General features: G+C 51.9%; 22 protein-coding genes. 3 read left to right on the forward strand and 19 right to left on the reverse strand.

Going from position 1 to position 23,279, the window contains the following annotated elements; translation table 11 throughout:
* Positions 1 to 26 precede the first annotated feature (26 nt).
* From adk to purL, 6 genes are all read right to left on the reverse strand, one after another.
* Positions 27 to 671 carry an adenylate kinase gene (gene adk / locus K0335_RS14585; RefSeq protein ID WP_001220233.1) on the reverse strand — a complete coding sequence of 215 codons (645 nt, stop codon included), beginning with the start codon at positions 669 to 671 and terminating at the stop codon, positions 27 to 29.
* A gap of 250 nt (positions 672 to 921) precedes the next feature.
* Complete coding sequence (gene glnB / locus K0335_RS14590) at positions 922 to 1,260, reverse strand: nitrogen regulatory protein P-II (RefSeq protein WP_000717691.1); 339 nt, start codon at positions 1,258 to 1,260, stop codon at positions 922 to 924.
* A gap of 60 nt (positions 1,261 to 1,320) precedes the next feature.
* Positions 1,321 to 2,655, reverse strand: coding sequence for a two-component system response regulator GlrR (glrR, locus tag K0335_RS14595; protein WP_012599921.1), 1,335 nt, complete (start codon positions 2,653 to 2,655; stop codon positions 1,321 to 1,323).
* On the reverse strand, positions 2,645 to 3,358 hold the full coding sequence (gene qseG / locus K0335_RS14600) for a two-component system QseEF-associated lipoprotein QseG (RefSeq protein WP_001215896.1): 714 nt from the start codon (positions 3,356 to 3,358) through the stop codon (positions 2,645 to 2,647). Before qseG ends, glrR begins: the two co-directional genes overlap by 11 nt.
* A gap of 164 nt (positions 3,359 to 3,522) precedes the next feature.
* Complete coding sequence (gene qseE / locus K0335_RS14605) at positions 3,523 to 4,950, reverse strand: two component system sensor histidine kinase QseE/GlrK (RefSeq protein ID WP_001353026.1); 1,428 nt, start codon at positions 4,948 to 4,950, stop codon at positions 3,523 to 3,525.
* Positions 4,951 to 5,508: 558 nt separating this feature from the next.
* Entirely contained in the window at positions 5,509 to 9,396 is a 3,888-nt protein-coding gene (gene purL, locus K0335_RS14610) for a phosphoribosylformylglycinamidine synthase (protein ID WP_160193897.1), read from the reverse strand.
* A gap of 258 nt (positions 9,397 to 9,654) precedes the next feature.
* Between purL and mltF the strand changes: the two genes are divergently transcribed.
* Positions 9,655 to 11,211, forward strand: coding sequence for a membrane-bound lytic murein transglycosylase MltF (mltF, locus tag K0335_RS14615; protein WP_000734229.1), 1,557 nt, complete (start codon positions 9,655 to 9,657; stop codon positions 11,209 to 11,211).
* Here the strand turns inward: mltF and tadA are convergent.
* Both tadA and yfhb read right to left on the reverse strand, forming a co-directional pair.
* Positions 11,208 to 11,711: a tRNA adenosine(34) deaminase TadA gene (gene tadA, locus K0335_RS14620; protein ID WP_207105686.1), complete on the reverse strand. Its 504-nt coding sequence runs from the start codon at positions 11,709 to 11,711 to the stop codon at positions 11,208 to 11,210. The two genes, mltF and tadA, sit on opposite strands and share 4 nt — an antisense overlap.
* A 57-nt stretch (positions 11,712 to 11,768) precedes the next feature.
* Positions 11,769 to 12,404 (reverse strand): phosphatidylglycerophosphatase C, encoded by a 636-nt coding sequence (yfhb, locus tag K0335_RS14625; RefSeq protein ID WP_000190668.1) that lies wholly within the window; start codon positions 12,402 to 12,404, stop codon positions 11,769 to 11,771.
* Between the two features lie 208 nt (positions 12,405 to 12,612).
* Here yfhb and K0335_RS14630 point away from each other — a divergent pair, with 208 nt between their 5' ends.
* Complete coding sequence (locus K0335_RS14630) at positions 12,613 to 13,461, forward strand: MurR/RpiR family transcriptional regulator (protein ID WP_104919595.1); 849 nt, start codon at positions 12,613 to 12,615, stop codon at positions 13,459 to 13,461.
* A gap of 55 nt (positions 13,462 to 13,516) precedes the next feature.
* Positions 13,517 to 13,777, forward strand: a complete 261-nt coding sequence (gene yfhL / locus K0335_RS14635) for a 4Fe-4S dicluster ferredoxin YfhL (RefSeq protein WP_001196294.1) — start codon at positions 13,517 to 13,519, stop codon at positions 13,775 to 13,777.
* Between the two features lie 193 nt (positions 13,778 to 13,970).
* On the opposite strand, the gene shoB is transcribed toward yfhL, so the two are convergent.
* From shoB to rseA, 11 genes are all read right to left on the reverse strand, one after another.
* Positions 13,971 to 14,051 (reverse strand): type I toxin-antitoxin system toxin ShoB, encoded by an 81-nt coding sequence (gene shoB, locus K0335_RS14640; protein WP_000128779.1) that lies wholly within the window; start codon positions 14,049 to 14,051, stop codon positions 13,971 to 13,973.
* Positions 14,052 to 14,471: 420 nt separating this feature from the next.
* On the reverse strand, positions 14,472 to 14,852 hold the full coding sequence (acpS, locus tag K0335_RS14645; protein WP_000986038.1) for a holo-ACP synthase: 381 nt from the start codon (positions 14,850 to 14,852) through the stop codon (positions 14,472 to 14,474).
* On the reverse strand, positions 14,852 to 15,583 hold the full coding sequence (gene pdxJ / locus K0335_RS14650; RefSeq protein WP_010349139.1) for a pyridoxine 5'-phosphate synthase: 732 nt from the start codon (positions 15,581 to 15,583) through the stop codon (positions 14,852 to 14,854). Before pdxJ ends, acpS begins: the two co-directional genes overlap by 1 nt.
* A gap of 11 nt (positions 15,584 to 15,594) precedes the next feature.
* Positions 15,595 to 16,323, reverse strand: coding sequence for a DNA repair protein RecO (gene recO / locus K0335_RS14655; protein ID WP_000399393.1), 729 nt, complete (start codon positions 16,321 to 16,323; stop codon positions 15,595 to 15,597).
* Positions 16,324 to 16,334: 11 nt separating this feature from the next.
* On the reverse strand, positions 16,335 to 17,240 hold the full coding sequence (gene era / locus K0335_RS14660) for a GTPase Era (RefSeq protein WP_000063883.1): 906 nt from the start codon (positions 17,238 to 17,240) through the stop codon (positions 16,335 to 16,337).
* Entirely contained in the window at positions 17,237 to 17,917 is a 681-nt protein-coding gene (rnc, locus tag K0335_RS14665; protein ID WP_001068343.1) for a ribonuclease III, read from the reverse strand. The genes era and rnc overlap by 4 nt, the downstream gene beginning before the upstream one ends.
* Positions 17,918 to 18,189: 272 nt before the next feature.
* Positions 18,190 to 19,164, reverse strand: a complete 975-nt coding sequence (gene lepB / locus K0335_RS14670; protein WP_219393893.1) for a signal peptidase I — start codon at positions 19,162 to 19,164, stop codon at positions 18,190 to 18,192.
* A gap of 15 nt (positions 19,165 to 19,179) precedes the next feature.
* A complete protein-coding gene (lepA, locus tag K0335_RS14675) occupies positions 19,180 to 20,979 on the reverse strand; it encodes a translation elongation factor 4 (RefSeq protein ID WP_000790168.1) in 1,800 nt (599 codons plus the stop codon).
* A 197-nt stretch (positions 20,980 to 21,176) separates the two neighbouring features.
* Positions 21,177 to 21,656, reverse strand: a complete 480-nt coding sequence (gene rseC, locus K0335_RS14680) for a SoxR-reducing system protein RseC (protein ID WP_000589077.1) — start codon at positions 21,654 to 21,656, stop codon at positions 21,177 to 21,179.
* The gene (gene rseB, locus K0335_RS14685; protein ID WP_000812053.1) at positions 21,653 to 22,609 is read right to left on the reverse strand and encodes a sigma-E factor regulatory protein RseB; all 957 of its coding nucleotides are present in this window, start codon (positions 22,607 to 22,609) and stop codon (positions 21,653 to 21,655) included. The genes rseC and rseB overlap by 4 nt, the downstream gene beginning before the upstream one ends.
* Positions 22,609 to 23,259 (reverse strand): anti-sigma-E factor RseA, encoded by a 651-nt coding sequence (gene rseA, locus K0335_RS14690; protein ID WP_001168468.1) that lies wholly within the window; start codon positions 23,257 to 23,259, stop codon positions 22,609 to 22,611. The genes rseB and rseA overlap by 1 nt, the downstream gene beginning before the upstream one ends.
* Between the last annotated feature and the right edge of the window lie 20 nt (positions 23,260 to 23,279).

The following is a 23,279-nucleotide window of genomic DNA, read 5'->3' on the forward strand; positions in this document are numbered from 1 at the left end:
CCGAAAGCAGATCTGCTGCGGCTTAATTAGCCGAGGATCTTTTCCAGATCAGCGCGAACTTCAGCAACCGGCTTGGTGCCGTCAACTTTCGCGTATTTGGTGTTACCCGCTTCCGCTTCTTTGGAGTAGTAGCCGATCAGCGGCGCAGTCATCTGATGGTATTCAACCAGACGTTTACGCACGGTTTCTTCCTGATCGTCTTTACGGGTAGTCAGTTCTTCACCGGTAACGTCGTCTTTGCCTTCTACTTTCGGCGGATTGAATTTAACGTGATATACACGACCAGACGGCGCGTGAACGCGGCGGCCTACGATACGGTCAACAATCAGTTCGTCCGGTACGTCGAATTCCAGAACGTAATCAACGTTGATGCCCGCTTCTTTCATCGCGTCTGCCTGCGGAATGGTTCGCGGGAAGCCATCAAGCAGGAAACCGTTACGGCAGTCTTCCTGAGCAATACGCTCTTTAACCAGTGCGATAACCAGTTCGTCAGTGACCAGTTTCCCCGCATCCATAATGTCTTTTGCTTGTTTACCCAGCTCGGAGCCAGATTTGACCGCAGCACGCAGCATATCACCCGTGGAGATTTGCGGAATACCATATTTCTCCATGATGAACTGAGCCTGAGTCCCTTTACCCGCGCCCGGAGCGCCAAGCAGAATGATACGCATTGCGAAAATCCCCTTAAGTGTCGAATTTTTTATAAAAGCGCTAAACGATACCACCATCAGGCGTTTGCCTCAAGAAAGGCCCCTGACGCTGAAACGGTTAAAGGTGAGATATTTTTATGGAAAGGACGATTTGCCGCTGTCTTATCAGGCGACTCAGATTTTTGCGTTGGGTTGAGAGAGGCAGTAAATGATGTCTCTTGAACAACGATTTGCTCAAGAGACAACCGAAATGACGCCACAAAATTGCGGTTTAAATTGCCGCGTCGTCCTCTTCACCAGTACGGATACGAATAACCCGCGCCACGTCAAAGACGAAGATTTTACCGTCACCGATTTTGCCGGTTTGCGCCGTGCGAATAATCGTATCTACGCAGATATCGACAATGTCGTCCGGCACGACAATCTCAATTTTTACCTTCGGCAGAAAATCCACCATATACTCCGCGCCGCGATACAGCTCGGTATGGCCTTTCTGGCGGCCAAAACCTTTCACCTCGGTGACCGTCATGCCGGTAATGCCGACTTCAGCCAGTGCTTCGCGGACATCGTCCAGCTTGAAGGGTTTAATAATCGCATCAATCTTTTTCATGCTATTCCTTGAAAAGGTCGCCTGTCTTTTGATCTGCTAAACGTAACACATAACGCCAATTCATTCCTTGAAATCGTTTGCATCCAGTTCGTGTCGGGAAAGCAGTTTATAAAATTCTGTCCGGTTGCGCCCCGCCATTCTCGCCGCGTGGGTGACATTACCTTTGGTGATTTGCAGCAGCTTACGCAAGTAGTTGAGTTCAAACTGATTACGCGCTTCGACAAATGTTGGCAGAGCCGTATTTTCGCCCTCCAGCGCCTGCTCGACTAACGCATCACTAATCACCGGAGATGATGTCAGCGCCACGCACTGTTCAATCACGTTGACCAACTGGCGCACGTTGCCCGGCCAGCTCGCGGTCATCAGGCGTTTCATTGCATCGGTGGAGAACGCGCGGACAAATGGTTTATGTCGCTCTGCCGCCTGGCGCAACAGGTGATTTGCCAGTAGCGGAATGTCTTCTGTGCGCTCCGCCAATGCCGGAATTTTCAGACTGACAACGTTGAGGCGATAGTAGAGATCTTCACGGAATTCCCCGCGCGCCATCGCCTTTGGCAGGTCACGGTGAGTGGCGGAAATAATCCGCACGTCGATATCAATATCGCGGTTGCTGCCCAGCGGGCGCACTTTGCGCTCCTGCAACACGCGTAGCAGTTTGACCTGCAACGGTGCGGGCATGTCGCCAATCTCATCGAGAAACAGCGTACCGCCTTCCGCCGCCTGGAATAAACCTTCGCGATTACTGACAGCGCCAGTAAACGCACCACGCGCATGACCAAACAGCTCGGACTCCAGTAATTGCTCGGGCAATGCGCCACAGTTAATAGCAATAAACGGCTTGCTGTTGCGCGGGCTGGCGTTGTGGATCGCCTGGGCAAAAATCTCTTTCCCGGTACCGCTCTGACCGTTAATCAAAACGCTAACATCTGACTGCGCCACCAGCCTCGCCTGTTCCAACAAGCGCAACATTAACGGACTACGAGTGACAATCGCCTCGCGCCAGCGTTCGTCGGTGGTTGGCGCGGATTGTTCCAGCGCATCATCAATTGCCTGATACAGCGCGTCTTTATCGACAGGCTTGGTGAGGAAACTGAACACGCCCTGCTGTGTCGCGGCAACGGCATCGGGAATGGAACCATGGGCGGTAAGAATAATTACCGGCATTCCCGGCTGCACTTTCTGGATTTCGGCAAACAACTGCATACCATCCATTTCATCCATCCGCAGGTCGCTGATGACTAAATCTACTTTTTCGCGATTCAGTACCCGCAATCCTTCAGCTCCACTTTCTGCCGTGACCACGCTGTAGCCTTCGCTGGTCAGACGCAGGCCAAGCAGTTTCAGCAATCCTGGATCGTCATCGACCAGTAATAAATGCGCAGGTTTATGGCTCATCAGGAGTGACCTCATGGGTAGATGGCGCGGGATTTTCACTCTCGTGCGGCGTATCCGGCGAGAAATTGCCAGCCGGTTTGCGGGTCGAGAGCTGACGTTCAATATCGGTCAGATTTTCCAGCTTGCGGGTGGTGAGCTCCAGTTGCTGCTGTAGAACGTGATGTTGCTGGCGCAAAGTATCCAGTTCGCTGTCGCTGGACTGCTGGAGTTTGCTGTAGCGTTGGCGCTCTTCCGCCAGTTGCAGTTGCAGCGCCTGACCGTCGCGCCAGAGTTGATACAGTGGGCGAACCTGTGCCGGGATCTCGGTACTTAACGCATCAATGCGCGCGACCAGCTGGCGGCGCTCATACGGCGTAATTTTGGCGTCGGCGAGCAAAATCCCTTGTTTAAAGGTATTTTGCCAGCTGCCGTCGTCATATTGGCGGGCTTGCTGACGCGACTGCGCAGGCATTAAACGATCAGCACAATCCATCGCCCGCAGCCAGTAAAGCGGATTGGTTTCGGTTGTTTTACCTTGCAGCGCCCAGATGTCGCTACATTCAGTAGAAAGATAGTCAGCCAGTTGATAAACCGGAATTTTTTCTTCTGCTGGCGTATCAATGGCTGGCTTATTGTGACTCTGCACGCAACCCAGCAATGCCAGACATGGCAGCCCTGCCAGCCATAGCCGTCGGGGCAATAATCGTTGAAAAATGTGTCGCATATTCACCAGACTTAAAACCTATCCCAGTGGGCGTAATTGTTGCAGGCAGTTTGGACATGGACAGCGCGGAGAAACCGGAGCGTACACGTAGTACGTAAGGATTTCGAGCACTGCACGGGGCCAAACTGGCAAATAAAATAGCCTGATGGGATAGGCTCTTAACATTATTTCGTGTTTTTCGACGACGGTAATTCAATGCGGAAGCAAACCTCTTGCCCGCTCTCGTCGACCAGATACAGTTCCCCCTGCATACGGCGAATACAATCCCTGGCAATGCTTAATCCCAGACCGCTGCCCTTCACCGCTCCTTTTCGCTGGTGGCTTCCCTGAAAAAAGGGTTCGAAGATCATGGCGCGTTCCTCTTGCGGAATGGGTGTGCCTGTATTGATGACATCAATATAAACCCGCGCGCCATGTAAACTGCTGCGAAGGCAAATGTTACCGGATTCAGCCCCGTAGTGCACCGCATTGGAGTAAAGATTATCCAGTACGCTCATCAGCAGCATTGGCTCCGCCAGGCAAGCAGTTGCTTTGAGATCGACGTCGGTATGCATCATTTTAGCCCGTGCGGGCAGGCTATGAGCAGAAACCACCATTTCCACCAGCGGTGCCAACTCTACACTCTCCAGTTCCACTGCACCGTCCGCCTGTTTACGGTTGTAATCAAGCAGTTGTTCGATCAGTTTTTGCAAATTGCGGCTGCTGCTATCAAGGATGCTCACCACCTCTTTTTGCTCGGGCGTAAGCGGCCCGACAACCTGGTCAGCCAGTAATTCAGTGCCCTCGCGCATACTCGCCAGCGGGGTTTTTAATTCATGAGATAAATGTCTTAAGAATTGATGGCGCTGGGATTCCAGCCATGACAGGCGCTCACTTAACCAAAGAATACGTTGCCCAACCGAGCGTAACTCACTCGGTCCACTGAACGAAACGCTATTGCCCAGAGAACGCCCTTCCCCCAGACGGTTGATCATCCGTTCAATATTTTTTACCGGGCCGATAATCATCCGCGTGAAGAGCAGTACCATCACCAGACTTACCAGAAATAACACCAGCGATTGCCAACCAAAATATTGCCCACGTTCGGCGATTTCACGCTGAAGCTGCTGTCCACGAGAGAACACCACTGTGCGCGTGGCCTGTACCATTTCGGTATTGGCGCTGGCAAAGGCTTCCAGACGCGCGGCGGCGGCAGCATCGGGACCGCTGTTGTTACACTGAAGTTGAGCCAGATTGTTCAAGTCCTGACGCAATGCCTGGTAGAGTTTATCGTCCGGCAGTACGCCTGCGTGGGCATCGAGCATTTCGCTATAACGCTTGCGCTGGCTTTGATAAACCTTCGCCAGGGTTGGGTCATCCAGCACGCAATACTGACGGTAGCTACGCTCCATCTCCAGCGCCGCGTTGGTCATCGCTTCACTGCGCCGGGCATCAATAAGCGTAGTGCGGTTAACCAGCGCCGCCTGATCGCTAAGCGCATTCAGGCTTTGCCAGGCTTGCCATGCCAGCACCAACAGGGGTAGCAGAATCAGCAAAAATGCCAGCATTACCAGTTGTCGTAATGAGCGGGGAAAAACGGGCCAGCGTTTCAAGGTGTTACTCTCGTCAGACGCGAATAGCCTGATGCTAACCGAGGGGAAGTTCAGATACAACAAAGCCGGGAATGACCCGGCTTTGTTATGGAATAAGGCGGTGCCTAACTCGACGTTTCGCCCGAGGGTTGATATAGCTAAGCTGATATCAGAAGTTGGACGGCAGGCACCTTGTTGTGCGTCATTCGAATTTTATGTAGCACGTCCCGAAGGGGCTGACATAAGTCGGTGAATGAGCCACTGATGACTATTATGCAGTAACTGTGCCAATAAATAAAATAGTTTGGTAACGTACTGATTATACGTTGTTTTGATGGATTTATGACTTCTTCGCTATTTGGCTGTAAATCAGCCATTGTGTCGCTAAAAAGCGACAGCTTAAGATAAATTTATTAGATCCAAATAAAATCAATCAATTAAATGTCGCCAAAAAGCGACACGGTAAACCACCCATTGTCGTGATTTACAGACACAAAAAAAGCTCCCGGAGCTGGGAGCTTATGATAGTGGTCGGCGTTTAATGCCACATCCGGGCAGCAAAACCAATAGTTTGACGACTTACCCCAACTGCTTACGCGCATTGCGGAAAATACGCATCCATGGGCCATCTTCCCCCCAGTTTTCCGGATGCCAGGAGTTACTGACAGTACGGAAAACACGTTCCGGGTGCGGCATCATAATGGTGACTCGACCACTTTCAGTCGTGACCGCCGTAATACCATTCGGAGAACCGTTCGGGTTAGCCGGGTAGGTTTCGGTGACTTTACCGAAGTTATCGACATAGCGCAGTGCCACCAGCCCTTTGCTTTCCAGTGCCGCCAGATGCGCCGCATCGCGCACTTCCACGCGCCCTTCGCCGTGAGAGACAGCAATCGGCATCTGCGAACCCACCATCCCTTGCAACAGCAGAGACGGGCTTTGGGTCACTTCTACCAGGCTGAAACGCGCTTCAAAGCGATCGGAGGTGTTACGCACGAAACGTGGCCACAACTCGCTACCTGGGATCAGTTCGCGTAGGTTAGACATCATCTGGCAACCGTTACATACCCCCAGCGCCAGCGTTTGCGGACGGTGGAAGAAGGTTGCAAACTCATCGCGTACACGGTCATTGAACAGGATAGACTTCGCCCAGCCTTCACCAGCCCCCAGCACGTCACCGTAGGAGAATCCGCCGCACGCTACCAGAGCGTGGAAATCCTCCAGGCCCGTGCGTCCAGCCAGCAGGTCGCTCATATGCACATCGATTGCATCGAAGCCTGCACGGTGGAAAGCTGCCGCCATTTCAACATGCGAGTTCACCCCCTGCTCACGCAGCACGGCAACTTTCGGACGCGCACCAGTGGCAATATACGGTGCTGCCACATCTTCGTTGATATCAAACGACAGTTTCACATTCAGGCCCGGATCGGCGTCGTTAGATTTCGCCTGATGTTCCTGATCGGCACACTCCGGGTTGTCACGCAGGCGCTGCATCTGCCAGGTAGTTTCTGCCCACCAGACACGCAACGTGGTGCGGCTTTCGCTGAATACAGTCTGCCCGTTGGCGGTAATTACAAAACGGTCACCGGAAACCGCCTGGCCAACATAATGGACGCAATCAGCAAGCCCATGCTGTGCCAGTACAGCTTCAACTGCTTCACGGTCAGCGGCTCGAACCTGAATCACCGCACCCAGTTCTTCGTTAAACAACGCCGCCAGGCGATCGTCACCCAGAGTGGCGATATCCGCGTCAATGCCGCAATGACCAGCAAAGGCCATTTCCGCCAGCGTTACCACCAGCCCGCCATCAGAGCGGTCGTGATACGCGAGCAGCTTACGCTGTGCAACCAGCGCCTGAATCGCGTCATAGAAGCCTTTCAGTTGCGCGACATCGCGTACATCTGCCGGTTTGTCGCCAAGCTGACGATAAACCTGCGCCAGCGCCGTTGCACCCAGCGCGTTATTGCCTTTGCCCAGATCAATCAGCAGCAGTGCGTTATCTTCGGTAGAAAGCTGCGGCGTGATGGTGTGACGCACATCTTCCACGCGGGCAAATGCAGAAATCACCAGCGAAAGCGGCGAGGTCATTTCGCGCTCTTCGCTACCTTCCTGCCAGCGGGTTTTCATCGACATGGAGTCTTTACCCACCGGAATCGTCAGGCCCAGCGCCGGACAAAGCTCTTCGCCCACCGCTTTAACAGCTTCATACAGGCCCGCATCTTCACCTGGATGACCTGCTGCCGCCATCCAGTTAGCGGAAAGTTTGATGCGTTTGATATCGCCAATCTGCGTTGCGGCAATGTTAGTTAACGCTTCACCAACCGCCAGACGAGCAGAGGCAGCGAAATCCAGCAGCGCAACCGGCGCACGTTCGCCAATCGCCATCGCTTCACCGTAGTAGCTGTCGAGGCTGGCGGTAGTGACTGCGCAGTTAGCGACCGGCACCTGCCACGGACCCACCATCTGATCGCGCGCCACCATGCCGGTTACGCTGCGATCGCCGATGGTCACCAGAAAGGTTTTCTCCGCCACAGTCGGCAGATGTAACACACGTTTCACCGCGTCAGCGATGGTGATCCCTTCACGGGCCAGCGCGTCGCCTTTCGCTTTCAGCGTTTGCACATCGCGGGTCATCTTCGGCGTTTTGCCAAGTAGTACGTCGAGCGGCAGATCGATGGGTTGATTATCAAAATGACGATCGTGCAGAGAAAGATGTAATTCTTCGGTGGCCTCACCAATCACCGCGTACGGTGCGCGCTCACGCTTACACAGTTCGTCAAACAGCGGTAACTGATCGGCAGCAACGGCCAGCACGTAGCGTTCCTGGGATTCATTACACCAGATTTCCAGCGGGCTCATGCCCGGTTCGTCGCTCAGGATATCGCGCAGTTCAAATTTACCGCCGCGTCCGCCGTCGCTCACCAGCTCCGGCATAGCATTAGAAAGACCACCCGCGCCGACGTCGTGGATAAACAGAATCGGGTTCGCGTCGCCAAGCTGCCAGCAGCGATCGATCACTTCCTGACAGCGACGCTCCATCTCCGGGTTATCGCGCTGTACGGAAGCAAAGTCGAGGTCGGCATCAGACTGACCAGACGCCATGGAAGACGCCGCGCCGCCGCCAAGACCGATGTTCATTGCGGGGCCACCGAGAACGATCAGTTTCGCACCGACGTTGATCTCGCCTTTTTGTACGTGATCGGCGCGAATATTGCCGATCCCACCCGCCAGCATGATCGGTTTGTGATACCCGCGCAGCTCTTCGCCGTTGTGGCTGTTCACTTTTTCTTCATAGGTACGGAAGTAGCCGTTCAGTGCCGGACGACCAAATTCGTTGTTAAATGCCGCGCCGCCCAGCGGACCTTCTGTCATGATGTCCAGCGCGGTGACAATGCGCTCAGGCTTACCGAAATCTTCTTCCCACGGTTGTTCAAAGCCAGGAATACGCAGGTTGGATACGGAGAAACCGACCAGGCCAGCTTTCGGCTTCGCGCCGCGGCCGGTGGCACCTTCATCGCGAATTTCGCCACCGGAACCGGTTGCCGCACCCGGCCACGGAGAAATCGCCGTTGGGTGGTTGTGGGTTTCGACTTTCATCAGGATGTGCGCCGGTTCCTGATGGAAGTCGTAGCGGCCCGTTTCGTGGTCAGCAAAGTAGCGGCCCACTTCGGAACCTTCCATCACGGCGGCGTTATCTTTATAAGCAGAAAGAACGTGATCCGGCGTGGTTTCGAAGGTATTTTTGATCATCTTGAACAGCGATTTCGGCTGTTGTTCTCCGTCGATAATCCAGTCGGCGTTAAAAATTTTGTGGCGGCAGTGCTCAGAGTTCGCCTGGGCGAACATATACAGCTCGATGTCGTTCGGGTTACGACCCAGCTTTGTGAACGCATCCTGCAGATAGTCAATTTCATCTTCCGCCAGTGCCAGGCCAAGACGCAGGTTAGCGTCGATTAGCGCCTGACGGCCCTGCCCCAGCAAATCAACGCTGGTGACCGGAGTCGGTTGATGGTGTGCAAACAGCTGCTCTGCATCATCTAAAGCAGAAAAGACCGTTTCCATCATGCGGTCGTGCAGTTCAGCGGTCACCTGCTGCCATTGTTGATGGGTCAGCGTACCGGCTTCTATATAGTAAGCAACGCCGCGCTCAAGGCGGTTTACCTGTTGCAGCCCGCAGTTATGGGCGATATCGGTCGCTTTCGAAGACCAGGGAGAGATGGTACCAGGACGCGGAGTCACCAGCAGGAGTTTGCCTTGCGGGGCGTGGCTGGCGAGTGCCGGGCCATATTTCAGCAGGCGTTCAAGTTGTGCGTGCTCATCATCGTTTAACGGCGCATTGAGGTCAGCAAAATGGACATACTCGGCGTAAATATTGTGAACCGGGAGCCTGGCAGCCTGAAAACGTGCCAGCAGTTTGTTGATTCGGAATGCCGACAATGCAGGCGAACCACGCAGAATTTCCATCATAAGTCTCTCGTCTTCTAAGCTTTCGGTGTACCCAAGGGGGGGGAAACGGGCGTCATTATAAAGAATCTGATGCGCTGACGAAACCGTTTGCGTGGAAATAAAATCACCATCGTGAATTAGCAACGCGTGCCGCCAATGGCTGTAATAAGTTGCCAACTGGCGCTGGTTTACGCAAAATGCCGCTCATTTATGAGTAAACCTTTCACTATTATTACGTTTTTTCAAGCTGGGATGCGCACGACACAGAGAATTAACTAATTGAAAAAATTAAAGATTAATTATCTGTTCATCGGCATTCTGGCACTGCTGCTCGCGGTCGCTCTCTGGCCATCCATTCCCTGGTTTGGTAAAGCCGACAACCGTATCGCCGCCATTCAAGCGCGGGGAGAGTTGCGTGTGAGCACTATTCATACCCCACTGACTTATAACGAAATCAACGGGAAACCTTTTGGCCTGGATTACGAACTGGCGAAACAGTTTGCCGAGTACCTCGGCGTAAAACTGAAAGTGACCGTGCGGCAGAATATCAGCCAGCTGTTTGACGACCTCGATAACGGCAACGCCGATCTGCTGGCTGCAGGACTGGTTTATAACAGTGAGCGGGTAAAAAATTATCAGCCTGGCCCTACCTACTATTCCGTGTCACAACAACTGGTTTATAAAGTGGGTCAGTATCGCCCGCGTACGCTGGGCAATCTGACAGCGGAGCAACTTACCATCGCACCAGGCCATGTGGTGGTTAACGATCTCCAGACCCTGAAAGAAACAAAATTCCCGGAATTAAGCTGGAAGGTAGACGACAAAAAAGGCTCAGCAGAATTAATGGAAGATGTCATCGAAGGAAAACTCGATTACACCATTGCTGATTCTGTCGCCATCAGCCTGTTTCAGCGCGTTCACCCGGAACTCGCTGTAGCGCTTGATATCACCGACGAACAGCCGGTGACCTGGTTTAGCCGATTAGATGGCGATAATACCCTTTCTGCCGCTCTGCTCGACTTCTTCAACGAAATGAATGAAGACGGTACGCTGGCACGCATTGAAGAGAAATACCTGGGGCATGGCGATGATTTTGATTACGTCGATACGCGCACGTTTTTACGCGCCGTCGATACCGTACTGCCGCAGTTGAAACCGCTGTTTGAGAAGTACGCCGAAGAAATTGACTGGCGTTTGCTGGCCGCTATTGCTTATCAGGAATCGCACTGGGATGCACAGGCCACTTCCCCGACGGGTGTGCGTGGCATGATGATGTTAACCAAAAATACCGCACAAAGCCTCGGCATTACGGATCGTACCGATGCCGAACAGAGCATCAGCGGCGGTGTGCGTTATTTGCAGGATATGATGAGTAAAGTGCCGGAAAGTGTGCCGGAGAACGAACGGATCTGGTTTGCCCTCGCCGCGTACAATATGGGCTATGCGCATATGCTGGATGCCCGCGCCCTGACGGCAAAAACTAAAGGTAATCCTGACAGTTGGGCTGACGTGAAACAGCGCCTGCCTTTACTTAGCCAGAAACCCTATTACAGCAAGCTGACTTACGGCTACGCACGTGGGCATGAAGCCTACGCTTATGTCGAAAATATTCGTAAGTATCAGATTAGCCTGGTGGGGTATCTGCAAGAGAAAGAGAAGCAGGCTACAGAAGCGGCGATACAACTGGCGCAGGATTATCCGGCAGTATCGCCAACGGAGCTGGGCAAAGAGAAATTTCCTTTTCTCTCGTTTCTTTCCCAGTCGTCATCAAACTATTTGACCCACTCTCCTTCTCTGCTGTTTTCCAGGAAAGGGAGTGAAGAGAAACAAAATTAATCCGTCGAGGATTGCGCTTTTTTCTGCGCTTTAATTTCCTGGCGGCGCATGCGAAAGAAGTCACTGAGCAACGCCGCGCACTCGTCTGCCAGTATTCCTTCCGTTATTTCCACTCGATGATTCATACCCGGATGGCGCAGCACATCCATTAAAGATCCCGCAGCGCCCGTTTTCGCATCACGCGCACCAAAGACCACGCGACCAATGCGACTGTGGATCATTGCTCCGGCACACATTACACAGGGTTCAAGCGTGACATACAACGTGGCGTCGATCAGACGATAATTTTGCATCACCAGACCGCCCTGCCGCAGAGCCATGATTTCTGCATGTGCGGTGGGATCATGTCGACCAATCGGACGGTTCCAGCCTTCGCCGATTACCCGATTGTTATGCACTAATACCGCGCCGACCGGCACTTCCCGCTCATCCCAGGCACGCTTCGCCAGCGTCATTGCATGACGCATCCAGTATTCGTGGCTAAATTCGACTTCAGACAAAAAGAAAACTCCGGTTATAAAAGCGCGGCGCATTATACACGGACGCTATGCTTTACTCTATTCCAGTTGCTGGAGTTCACCGCGCGGGGTTACCCGCCAACGATGCTGGCAGAAATAAAGCAGTGGATTGTCCTGATTACTGTCGCTATAGCCACTGTACAGCCGCAGCGGCGTGCCAATTTTGCGCTCCAGTTGCGCGACCTTTTCATGTCCCAGACAACGCATCGTCAATATCCAACCGCCATAACCCCGCTGGATCTGACTGGCAATAAGATTAACCCGCGGCAACCAGGGCGTATCATAATAAACCGCTTCAACCAGCGGCTGCGGAGAGCCTGTGATCAACCAAATATCCGCATCGGAACTTAACAGGTAGGTAGTCAAACGCTCCTGGACAAGCGGAAAAGCTGTAACATTGTCGCGAAACCAGTGCACAAAATCGGCCTGCAACGCCTGTAAACGCGCTTCACTGTGACCAAAAGTGCATCCCCAAAGAAGCAGACTCATCGGCCATCGTGCTGCACGACCTTTTATCAATAACGCGATGGCAATGACCGGCAACAACGGCAGGACAAGTAATGCATTCAGCGGTTGGCGACGCAGTAAATAACGCATAAAACTGCCGAACATATCCTGCTGATGCAATGTTCCATCTAAGTCAAAAAACACCACACGACGCTCGTGAGTTGCCAAACCATACTCCTCTGGACTGAAACATCCTGATTAATCTTCGCTACTACATAGCCTAACAGATAGATCATCACTTTTCCGGCAACAATCGACTGCATCATGGCTATCTGGAATTTTTAATTCATGGCAATTAGCAGCAATGGAATATAAAATTCACTCGCGTGTGTTTCATATTGCCTGTTGTCGCCATAATTTCATCGCGAGGAAAGATATGAACGGCTTACTTCGTATCCGTCAGCGTTACCAGGGGCTTGCCCAGAGTGATAAAAAACTGGCGGATTATCTGCTGCTACAACCTGATACGGCGCGCCATTTAAGCTCTCAGCAACTGGCCAACGAAGCCGGAGTCAGTCAGTCCAGCGTCGTGAAGTTCGCGCAAAAACTCGGCTATAAAGGTTTTCCGGCATTGAAGTTGGCGTTGAGTGAAGCGCTGGCAAGCCAGCCGGAATCCCCTTCTGTACCCATTCATAACCAAATCCGTGGTGATGATCCGTTACGGCTGGTCGGCGAAAAACTGATTAAAGAAAATACTGCCGCCATGTACGCAACGCTAAACGTTAATAGTGAAGAGAAACTACATGAAGGCGTGGCAATGTTGCACTCTGCGCGGCGGATAATTCTGACCGGTATTGGCGCTTCGGGTCTGGTGGCGCAAAACTTTGCCTGGAAGCTGATGAAGATTGGCTTCAATGCCGCCGCAGTGCGCGATATGCATGCGCTACTCGCCACAGTCCAGGCGTCGTCCCCTGACGATCTGTTATTAGCCATTTCCTACACCGGTGTACGACGCGAGTTAAACCTGGCGGCAGATGAGATGCTGCGAGTGGGCGGAAAAGTGCTGGCGATTACCGGCTTTACTCCCAATGCCCTGCAACAGCGTGCTTCTCACTGCCTGTATACCATTGCCGAAGAACAAGCGACAAACAGTGCTTCAATCTCTGCTTGTCACGCTCAGGGAATGTTAACGGATTTACTGTTCATTGCGCTGATTCAGCAGGATCTGGAACTGGCACCAGAACGTATTCGTCATAGTGAAGCGCTGGTGAAAAAACTGGTTTGAGTAAAGAATGCGCGTATAATGCCCGCCCGGTTTGTGTTGTTTTGAGAGTTTCCTTATGGCGCTGTTAATCACTAAAAAATGCATCAATTGTGATATGTGTGAACCCGAATGCCCGAATGAGGCGATTTCGATGGGTGAACATATCTACGAGATTAACAGCGATAAGTGTACCGAATGCGTAGGCCACTACGAGACGCCCACCTGCCAGAAGGTGTGCCCGATCCCTAATACTATTGTGAAAGATCCGGCGCATGTCGAGACAGAAGAACAGTTGTGGGATAAATTTGTGCTGATGCACCACGCGGATAAAATTTAATATTCTGCTCTGGAAGTAGAGTATTAATTATTTTACAGGAAAGCCTTAACGCCATTATATTTATTTAATTGATGACATTAGCATAATTATTCACCAAATGAATTTATATAATATCTGCCCAGACATTTATTTATAATTATTAAAGGCGCGCCTGGCTGGTTAACCTGACGCGCCTTAAGTACGTTTCATGGTGTTACAAGAACAGAAGGATCAGCTGTAAAACAGCAATGACGACTTTAATGACCCGTTTAATCAGGTATCGGCAATCAGTCATTCGTTTTTCCTTAAACAAGGAATGCAGCCGTTCAGATTAGCCCTTACATCTCCCCAAAACTGAACGTGCGAGTTATTGGAATCGAGTGCCGCACTCCACACCAGAGCTTTGACGACACCACTCGTTTCAATGGGGGAATTCAGTGGCATGGCGTAGAACACAGCAAAATTGCCAATAACGAAACCGATTTTAATGTACTTATCAAAAAGCGGTCACGTTAATCTTTTCATCAATGTCGATTTCTTCGTAAAGGCTCGCGTTTTTTATGTCAGAGATTGCAAGTTGCTTGTACAGGATAACGAAATTGATCCATAATCATTTCCGTTGGAATCGTGTGCTGCACAAAATTAAAGTTGTAAAGTAAAACCCCCGTTCCTTACCAGTTCGGGGGTTTTACTTTTTAAAGAGAACGGTATTATTTTAACTTTCGATAATTACCGTGGCACAAGCATAGTGGCGCTCATCTGCCAGCGTTACATGCATATTTACAACGCCGAGTTTTTCCGCCAGTTTTAACGCCTCACCCCATAGCCGCAACCGTGGTTTGCCGAGCTCATCGTTGAATACTTCAAACTGATTAAACGCCAGACCATTGCGGATCCCGGTGCCAAACGCTTTTGCCGCCGCTTCTTTCACGGCAAAGCGCTTTGCCAGAAAACGCACCGGCTGGTGGTGCGTTTTCCAGATTTCCCATTCGTTATCGCTTAATACGCGACGTGCCAGGCGCTCACCGGATCGGGCGATCACCGCTTCTATGCGAGCGATCTCCACGATATCCGTGCCTAAACCTAATATTGCCATTAGCCACGCGCTTCCAGCATCAAACGCTTCATTTCTGCCACCGCATCTTTCAGTCCGGTCATCACTGCACGACCAATAATGGCATGACCGATATTCAGTTCGTGCATCTCAGGAATGGCGGCAATGGCTTTCACGTTGTGATAGGTCAGACCGTGACCAGCGTTAACTTTCAGACCGAGACTTGCGGCAAAGGTCGCGGCTTTCGTAATGCGCGCCAGCTCCTGCGCCTGTTCAGCGTCAGTTTTGGCATCGGCATAGCAACCGGTGTGGATCTCGATGAACGGTGCGCCAACCTCTGCCGCGGCTTTGATCTGCTCTTCATCGGCGTCGATAAACAGAGAAACCTGAATCCCGGCATCCGCCAGACGTTTACAGGCATCGCGCATTTTGTCACGCTGCCCTGCGACGTCCAGGCCACCTTCGGTTGTGACTTCCTGGCGCTTTTCAGGTACCAGGCAGCAAAAATGCGGCTTTGTTTCAACGGCGATCGCCAGCATCTCTTCGGTCACCGCCATCTCCAGATTCATGCGGGTATCCAGCGTCTGACGCAGGATGCGCACGTCGCGGTCGGTAATGTGGCGACGATCTTCACGTAGATGCACGGTAATGCCATCCGCCCCCGCCTGCTCAGCAATAAACGCCGCCTGCACCGGATCCGGGTAAGCAGTACCACGTGCGTTACGCAGCGTTGCAATATGGTCAATGTTGACGCCTAACAGTAATTCAGCCATGACAATCCTCATCATTCATAATGTGTTTTCACCGTTCGCTTTGGCATAAACTGCCGGAACAGTTCCCTGCTCTTTAATGGTTTACCGCCAAGATACGGCTTAAGCGCCATGCGGGTAAAGCGTTTCGCGGCGCGTAGTGTGTCTGCGTCAGGAAATTCCCGCGCGTTTAACGCTTTTAACTGCCTTCCAGTGAACGTTTTATTGTCGATAACGACGCTTGCGATAAACCCTTTTTCTTCGCGATAACGATACGTCATGGTGTCATCTACCGGCTCGCCGCTACCCGCACAATGGGTAAAATTGACGCCATAACCCAGATGACCGAGCAGTGCCAGTTCAAAGCGGCGCAGCGCGGGTTCTGGCGTACCAGTGGCACCTGCAAGAGACTGAATGCAGTGCAAGTAATCGAAAAAGAGTTCAGAGAAGCGCGTCTCGTATTCCAGCACGCGGGAGAGAAGTTCGTTAATGTACAAACCACTGTAAAGGGTGATACCGCTTAATGGCAGCGCCAGCGAGACAGCTTCAGCACTGCGCAGCGTTTTGACTTCGCCACGCCCGCCAAAACGTAGCAAGAGAGGGGTGAAAGGCTGTAATGCACCTTTCAGGGTAGAGCGTTTAGAGCGTGCGCCTTTGGCAACCAGACGCACGCGACCCGATTCCTCCGTGAAGACGTCCAGCATCAGGCTGGTTTCGCTCCACGGGCGACTATGCAGGACAAATGCGCGCTGCCAGCCTTCCATCGGAGTTACTCTTAAAGATCGTCAACATAACCGAGACTGCGCAGTGCGCGTTCGTCGTCGGCCCAACCGGATTTCACTTTTACCCACAGCTCAAGGTGAACAGGCGCTTCGAACATTTCCTGCATGTCTTTACGCGCTTCAATCCCGATGGTTTTGATCTTGGCCCCTTTGTTGCCAATGACCATCTTCTTCTGCCCTTCACGCTCAACGAGAATCAAACCGTTGATGTCATAACCTCCGCGTTCGTTAGAGACGAAACGTTCGATCTCCACGGTCACGGAGTACGGCAGTTCAGCGCCGAGAAAACGCATCAGTTTTTCGCGGATGATTTCAGACGCCATAAAACGCTGCGAGCGATCGGTGATGTAATCTTCCGGGAAGTGATGGGTCGCTTCAGGCAGATGCTTACGCACAATTGCCGCGATAGTGTCGACATTCAGCCCGGTTTCGGCAGAGATCGGCACGATATCGAGGAAGTTCATCTGGCTTGCCAGGAACTGTAAGTGTGGCAGCAGATCGGCTTTTTCCTGCACGTTGTCCACTTTATTCACCGCGAGGATTACCGGCGCTTTGCCATCGCGCAGTTTGTTGAGCACCATTTCATCGTCCGGCGTCCAGCGGGTGCCTTCAACGACAAAAATCACCAGCTCAACGTCGCCAATGGAGCTGCTTGCCGCTTTGTTCATCAGGCGGTTAATGGCGCGTTTTTCTTCCATATGCAGGCCTGGGGTATCGACGTAGATCGCCTGATACGCGCCTTCAGTATGGATCCCTACAATGCGGTGACGAGTTGTCTGCGCCTTGCGGGAGGTGATGGAGATTTTCTGCCCCAACAATTTATTCAACAATGTGGATTTGCCAACGTTCGGACGTCCGACGATAGCAATAAATCCGCAGTAACTTTTATCGTTGCTCATTCCAGCTCCAGTTTTTTCAACGCCTGTTCGGCGGCAGCCTGCTCAGCCTTACGACGGCTTGAACCTGTGCCAACCACCGGTTCACTCAGGCCGCTGACCTGGCAGTGGATAGTAAATTCCTGATCGTGCGCCTCACCACGTACCTGGACTACCAGATAAGTCGGTAGCGGCAAATGACGACCCTGCAAATATTCTTGCAAGCGCGTTTTCGGATCTTTTTGTTTATCGCCTGGGCTAATTTCGTCCAGACGGGTTTGATACCAGTTAAGGATTAATTTCTCGACGGTTTGAATGTCACTGTCGAGGAATACGCCACCAATTAATGCTTCGACGGTGTCGGCGAGAATAGATTCACGACGAAATCCACCGCTTTTAAGTTCACCTGGCCCTAAACGTAAGCACTCGCCTAACTCAAATTCGCGCGCCAGTTCAGCCAGCGTATTGCCACGAACCAGCGTGGCGCGCATCCGGCTCATATCGCCTTCATCCACGCGAGGAAAACGGTGATAAAGCGCATTGGCGATAACGTAGCTCAGAATAGAGTCGCCTAAAAATTCTAAACGCTCGTTATGTTTGCTGCTGGCACTACGATGGGTTAATGCCTGCTGCAACAGTTCCTGATGATTAAAAGTGTAGCCCAGCTTCCTTTGAAGCCGATTAATTACGATGGGGTTCATGCGATACCAATAAATAAATGCGTCAACAATTCAGCACACGAAACAGACCTGATATACATGGCTCTACTAACTGCTTCGCTGCAGTTTCAGTTTACCGGTATATGGGGACCAACGCTGTTTCGTGTGCCGTGGCAACCTGGAGGTGCCAACCTTAAACTTCGGGGGAATATTCTATACACAACGACGGGGGATGTCGTTAGCCACGGGAGATTTATCTCATAAATAATTCACGTTGTCGCCATAACGGCGACAACGTGAACGAAGATAAGCTATTAATGGATGCCGCCAATACGACTTAAGCGCACACCAGTAGGCCATTCGCCTTCTTGCTTATCGAAACTCATCCAGATAGCCGTTGCCCGACCTACCAGATTCGCTTCTGGCACAAAGCCCCAGTAACGGCTGTCCGCGCTGTTGTCACGGTTGTCACCCATCATGAAGTATTGGCCCGGTGGAACAATCCAGGTTGCCAGTTGTTGCCCTGGCTGCTGGTAATACATCCCTACCTGATCCTGGGCAATCGGCACTGTCAAAATACGGTGCGTCACATCACCCAGAGTCTCTTTACGCTCGGAAAGACGAATTCCATTTTCTTTGGTTTCGTTTTTCGGCACTTCAAAGAATCCGCTGGTTGCTTCCCCACCATTACGACGTGAGAAGGTCTGAACGAAATCGCTCGGTTCCACGTTTGAGTAGGTGACCGGCAGCGCGTTTTCACACGCCTGACCGGAGCTGCATCCCGGCTGAATCGTCAGCTCTTTTGAAACCGGATCGTAAGTGACTTTATCGCCCGGTAAACCCACCGCACGCTTGATGTAATCAAGCTTTGGATCTTCCGGGTATTTAAAGACCACAATATCGCCACGTTTCGGATGACCGGTTTCGATCAGCGTTTTCTGGTAGATAGGATCTTTAATGCCATAAGCAAATTTTTCTACCAGAATAAAGTCACCGATTAACAGAGTCGGCATCATCGAACCTGACGGGATCTGGAACGGTTCATAAATAAACGAACGCACAATCAATACAATAGCCAGCACCGGAAAAACAGAAGCACCGGTTTCCAGCCAGCCAGGCTTCGGCGCAACTTTCTTCAGCGTTGCTTTATCCAGTAAGTCACCGGCAGCCGCCTGCGCCGCTGCCTGACGTTCCCGCCGTTTAGGTGCGAAAAAGAATTTATCCACGCACCATAAAATGCCCGTCACCAGTGTGGCAATCACCAGAATCAGGGCAAACATATTCGCCATGCCAACTCCTAAGGGTTATTTGTTGTCTTTGCCGACGTGCAGAATGGCGAGGAACGCTTCCTGCGGCAGCTCGACGTTACCGATCTGCTTCATGCGTTTCTTACCTTCTTTCTGCTTCTGCAGCAGCTTTTTCTTACGGCTGATATCGCCGCCATAACATTTAGCCAGTACGTTTTTACGCAGCTGTTTCACGGTGGAGCGCGCAATGATGTGCGTACCAATCGCTGCCTGAATGGCGATATCAAACTGCTGGCGTGGGATCAGATCTTTCATCTTTTCCACCAGCTCGCGACCACGGTTTTGCGAATTATCACGGTGGGTGATCAGCGCCAGCGCATCAACACGTTCACCGTTGATTAATACGTCTACACGTACCATGTCGGACGCCTGGAAGCGTTTGAAGTTGTAATCCAGAGACGCATAACCACGCGAGGTAGATTTCAGGCGATCGAAGAAGTCGAGCACCACTTCAGCCATCGGGATCTCGTAGGTCAACGCCACCTGGTTACCGTGGTAAACCATGTTGGTTTGTACGCCACGTTTTTCTACGCACAGCGTAATAACGTTACCGAGATATGCCTGCGGCAATAGCATGTGACACTCTGCAATCGGCTCGCGCAGTTCGTAGATGTTATTTACCGCTGGCAGCTTCGATGGGCTGTCGACGTAAATAACTTCTCTTGACGTGGTTTCAACTTCATACACTACGGTCGGCGCAGTGGTGATCAGATCCAGATCGTATTCACGTTCCAGACGTTCCTGAATGATCTCCATGTGCAGCAAACCGAGGAAGCCGCAGCGGAAACCAAAGCCCAACGCGCTGGAGCTTTCCGGCTCATAGAACAGTGAGGCATCATTCAGGCTGAGTTTGCCCAGCGCGTCACGGAAGGCTTCATAGTCGTCAGAGCTTACCGGGAACAAGCCTGCGTAAACCTGCGGTTTGACTTTCTTAAAGCCAGGCAGCGCCTTTTCTGCCGGATTACGCGCCAATGTTAAGGTATCACCTACCGGTGCACCGTGGATATCTTTGATCGCACATACCAACCAGCCAACTTCACCGCATTTCAGTTCAGTGCGGTCAACCTGCTTCGGCGTGAAAATACCCAGACGGTCGGCGTTATAGGTCTGCCCGGTACTCATGACTTTCACTTTGTCGCCCTTACGCAGGGTGCCGTTTTTAATACGGATAAGTGAAACAACGCCCAGGTAGTTGTCGAACCAGGAGTCGATAATTAGCGCCTGTAACGGGCCTTCCGGATCGCCTTCCGGCGGCGGAATGTCGCGCACCAGACGTTCGAGAACGTCCTGCACACCAACGCCGGTTTTCGCTGAGCAGCGCACTGCGTCGGTTGCGTCGATACCAACGATATCTTCAATCTCTTCTGCTACGCGTTCAGGATCAGCTGCCGGCAGGTCAATCTTGTTCAGTACCGGCACTACTTCGAGATCCATTTCCATCGCGGTGTAGCAGTTTGCCAGGGTTTGCGCTTCTACGCCCTGCCCGGCGTCGACCACCAGCAATGCACCTTCACAGGCAGCCAGCGAACGGGAAACTTCATAGGAGAAGTCTACGTGGCCCGGGGTGTCGATAAAGTTAAGCTGATAGGTTTCGCCGTCAGACGCTTTGTAATCCAGCGTCACGCTTTGCGCTTTGATGGTAATGCCACGCTCACGCTCAAGATCCATGGAATCGAGAACCTGCGCCTCCATTTCACGGTCAGACAGGCCACCGCAGATCTGGATAATACGGTCAGACAGCGTCGATTTACCGTGGTCAATGTGAGCAATGATCGAAAAGTTACGTATATTCTTCATAAAGTATGATTATTGTGCCTTAATGCCCGGTTAACCAGGCTTTTAGAAGTCGCTGTTCTGAGCTTAACGTCTGTATTAATAGAAACGCCGCATTCTACACTACAACATTGAGGCGAGGAAATGTTCATACCGTATGGATTGTGGTATCTGGAAACGTCCTCGCATTTGTTATGCAAAATGCAACAAAGCCAGTGAAATCACTGGCTCGCGTCTTCCGAAGATGTTTCAAATCGCACAAGGCCTGGCGGCAATGCCACGCTTAAGATGATCGGTTGCCATTCCGCCCGGGCAGCAAACTTTCGCGAGTAGCCGCGTGCAATCAGGAATCCACCAACGCCGCCGAGAATCGCACCGCATAATGCTGCAAGATCTGAAGCAAAGAGTAGCTGAAATAACGAAGCGATGAGGAATAATCCCACCAACGGCGACATATAAACCAGTAATGCGGAGCTAAGCAGGCTGCCTTCGGTGATTCCTAATTCCACTTTTTGCCCCGGCACTAACGGTTCATCACAGGGTACGACAATGGTATGCGTGGTTTGTGGGCCAAGTTTATTCAGCACGCGGCTACCGCAACCGACACGGGAAGCACAGCTGCTGCATGAGGCTTTAACATCACAACTGACCAGCGCCTGCCCGTTTTGCCAGGAGACGACAGTAGCCCACTCTTTGATCATTGCGCTGCCCCAAACTTAATATTCTCGGCAATGCGTTTCGCCGTTTGCGGCGGCAGTTCGCCGACAATGGTGATTTCGGCGTTATCACGTACGCTTGTACTGACGGTTCTGCGTCCGGTGCGCAACATCTGATCGGTGCTCGATGGCGTAGCGCGGTTAACGTTTACCGAGAAGCTGAATAATCCGTCGGAATAGAGACGTGATTCGATAGGCATGTTGTCCATCGTCGGTAACGGACGTCGGCTGCTGGAAACCTCACTAAACCCCTGTGGCAACCAGGTTGGCGTCCAGCTGAATTTAGCTTTTTCACCTACAGGAACAGAAAGCAGCGGCGGCAGATTTGCTTTCGCCAGCGTCTGCATACTGCTGCTGATATCCTGATTGACATTAAAAGCAATCACGCGAAATTGTTCCAGCGTTTCACCATCGCGATCAAGGAGATCAACCCTCATCGGTAATTTCGATTCGGTGTCCATCCACACGATGTAGCTGTAGCGTGTGCCATCACGGGCCACCACGCGAATGACTTCGCAAAGACGATCAGCAATACGCGTGCGTCCCACGGAGATAAAGTCGTAGTAAGGAGAAAGGCGTTTGAAATCGGTATAGATGAGCGATGGCAGAGAATCAACAATGTAATCGCCATTAAGCGTGAACGGTTCAAGGCCCGGTTCAAAGTAGCTGATTTCATTGCCGCGCTGTACCACTTCCCGGCGCGGGCCATCCATTTGCAACAATTGTGCAAGAGGACGGTTATCGAGGCGTGCATGTCGATAACGCAGAGACTCAACACCCTGTTTATTGATGCTGATGAATGACAGCTCGTAATTCAGTGACTGACTGGCCAGGTTCATCTGCTGTAATAACGCCCCGGACGCGGGAGTGGCCGAGGCGTTAGCAGAGAATAACAGGCTACCTGTCACTAATGACATGGCAAACCAAAGTTGCTTCATTACTGCGATTGCGTTCCTAAAGTTTGAATTCCTGGCACCTGTACAGCGGCTTGCTGGGTTTGGGCCTGCTCAAACTGAAGCTGTTCAGAGTGGAGTCGGCGTTGCAGTTCGTAATCCTGCAACATTGCATTAATGCGACGACGCTGCTCCTGTACCTGCTGCTGTTGACCATTGTTGGCGGTCGCTTCAGAAGGTACTCCCAGGCTTACCGGGCTGGCTTTACCCATCATCGGCAGTGTATTAAATACTGGCGTTTCGGGCTGCTGGGACGTTTCAGATTGCCCATTATAGTGCTGGACGCCAACGATAACTGCAAGCGATACGCAAGCTGCTACGCCCATTTGGGTAAGCTGTGCTGCCCATGGACGTACTTTCTGCCAGAATGGCATTTTCTGCCATTGATGCGGCGCAGGCTGGGCCTCTGGGATCAGTGTCGCCGGTTGACGTACTGGCTCTTCTTCAATGGCGGCCATTACGCGTGAAGAGATATCGAAATGGAGCACCTCGGAAGTATCACCCCGCATTGAGTCACGGATTAAGTGATAGCTTTCCCAGGTTTTCTGCATTTCTGGGTTATGAGCCAGTTCGTTAAGCAGCTCACTATCCAGCGTTTCGCCATCCATTAAAGCGGAAAGTTGTTCTTTCTGCATGCCTAATACCCTTATCCAGT

It is taken from the genome of Escherichia sp. GZ89 (genome assembly GCF_019366485.1).
GTDB lineage: Bacteria > Pseudomonadota > Gammaproteobacteria > Enterobacterales > Enterobacteriaceae > Escherichia > Escherichia fergusonii.

Bases quoted from the DNA above. Each gene is read 5' to 3' on its own strand.
- adk (WP_001220233.1), bottom strand. From the start codon at position 671: ATGCGTATCATTCTGCTTGGCGCTCCGGGCGCGGGTAAAGGGACTCAG.
- glnB (WP_000717691.1), bottom strand. From the start codon at position 1,260: ATGAAAAAGATTGATGCGATTATTAAACCCTTCAAGCTGGACGATGTC.
- glrR (WP_012599921.1), bottom strand. From the start codon at position 2,655: ATGAGCCATAAACCTGCGCATTTATTACTGGTCGATGACGATCCAGGA.
- qseG (WP_001215896.1), bottom strand. From the start codon at position 3,358: ATGCGACACATTTTTCAACGATTATTGCCCCGACGGCTATGGCTGGCA.
- purL (WP_160193897.1), bottom strand. From the start codon at position 9,396: ATGATGGAAATTCTGCGTGGTTCGCCTGCATTGTCGGCATTCCGAATC.
- K0335_RS14630 (WP_104919595.1), top strand. From the start codon at position 12,613: ATGAACGGCTTACTTCGTATCCGTCAGCGTTACCAGGGGCTTGCCCAG.
- yfhL (WP_001196294.1), top strand. From the start codon at position 13,517: ATGGCGCTGTTAATCACTAAAAAATGCATCAATTGTGATATGTGTGAA.
- shoB (WP_000128779.1), bottom strand. From the start codon at position 14,051: ATGACTGATTGCCGATACCTGATTAAACGGGTCATTAAAGTCGTCATT.
- acpS (WP_000986038.1), bottom strand. From the start codon at position 14,852: ATGGCAATATTAGGTTTAGGCACGGATATCGTGGAGATCGCTCGCATA.
- pdxJ (WP_010349139.1), bottom strand. From the start codon at position 15,583: ATGGCTGAATTACTGTTAGGCGTCAACATTGACCATATTGCAACGCTG.
- recO (WP_000399393.1), bottom strand. From the start codon at position 16,323: ATGGAAGGCTGGCAGCGCGCATTTGTCCTGCATAGTCGCCCGTGGAGC.
- era (WP_000063883.1), bottom strand. From the start codon at position 17,240: ATGAGCAACGATAAAAGTTACTGCGGATTTATTGCTATCGTCGGACGT.
- rnc (WP_001068343.1), bottom strand. From the start codon at position 17,917: ATGAACCCCATCGTAATTAATCGGCTTCAAAGGAAGCTGGGCTACACT.
- lepB (WP_219393893.1), bottom strand. From the start codon at position 19,164: ATGGCGAATATGTTTGCCCTGATTCTGGTGATTGCCACACTGGTGACG.
- lepA (WP_000790168.1), bottom strand. From the start codon at position 20,979: ATGAAGAATATACGTAACTTTTCGATCATTGCTCACATTGACCACGGT.
- rseC (WP_000589077.1), bottom strand. From the start codon at position 21,656: ATGATCAAAGAGTGGGCTACTGTCGTCTCCTGGCAAAACGGGCAGGCG.
- rseB (WP_000812053.1), bottom strand. From the start codon at position 22,609: ATGAAGCAACTTTGGTTTGCCATGTCATTAGTGACAGGTAGCCTGTTA.
- rseA (WP_001168468.1), bottom strand. From the start codon at position 23,259: ATGCAGAAAGAACAACTTTCCGCTTTAATGGATGGCGAAACGCTGGAT.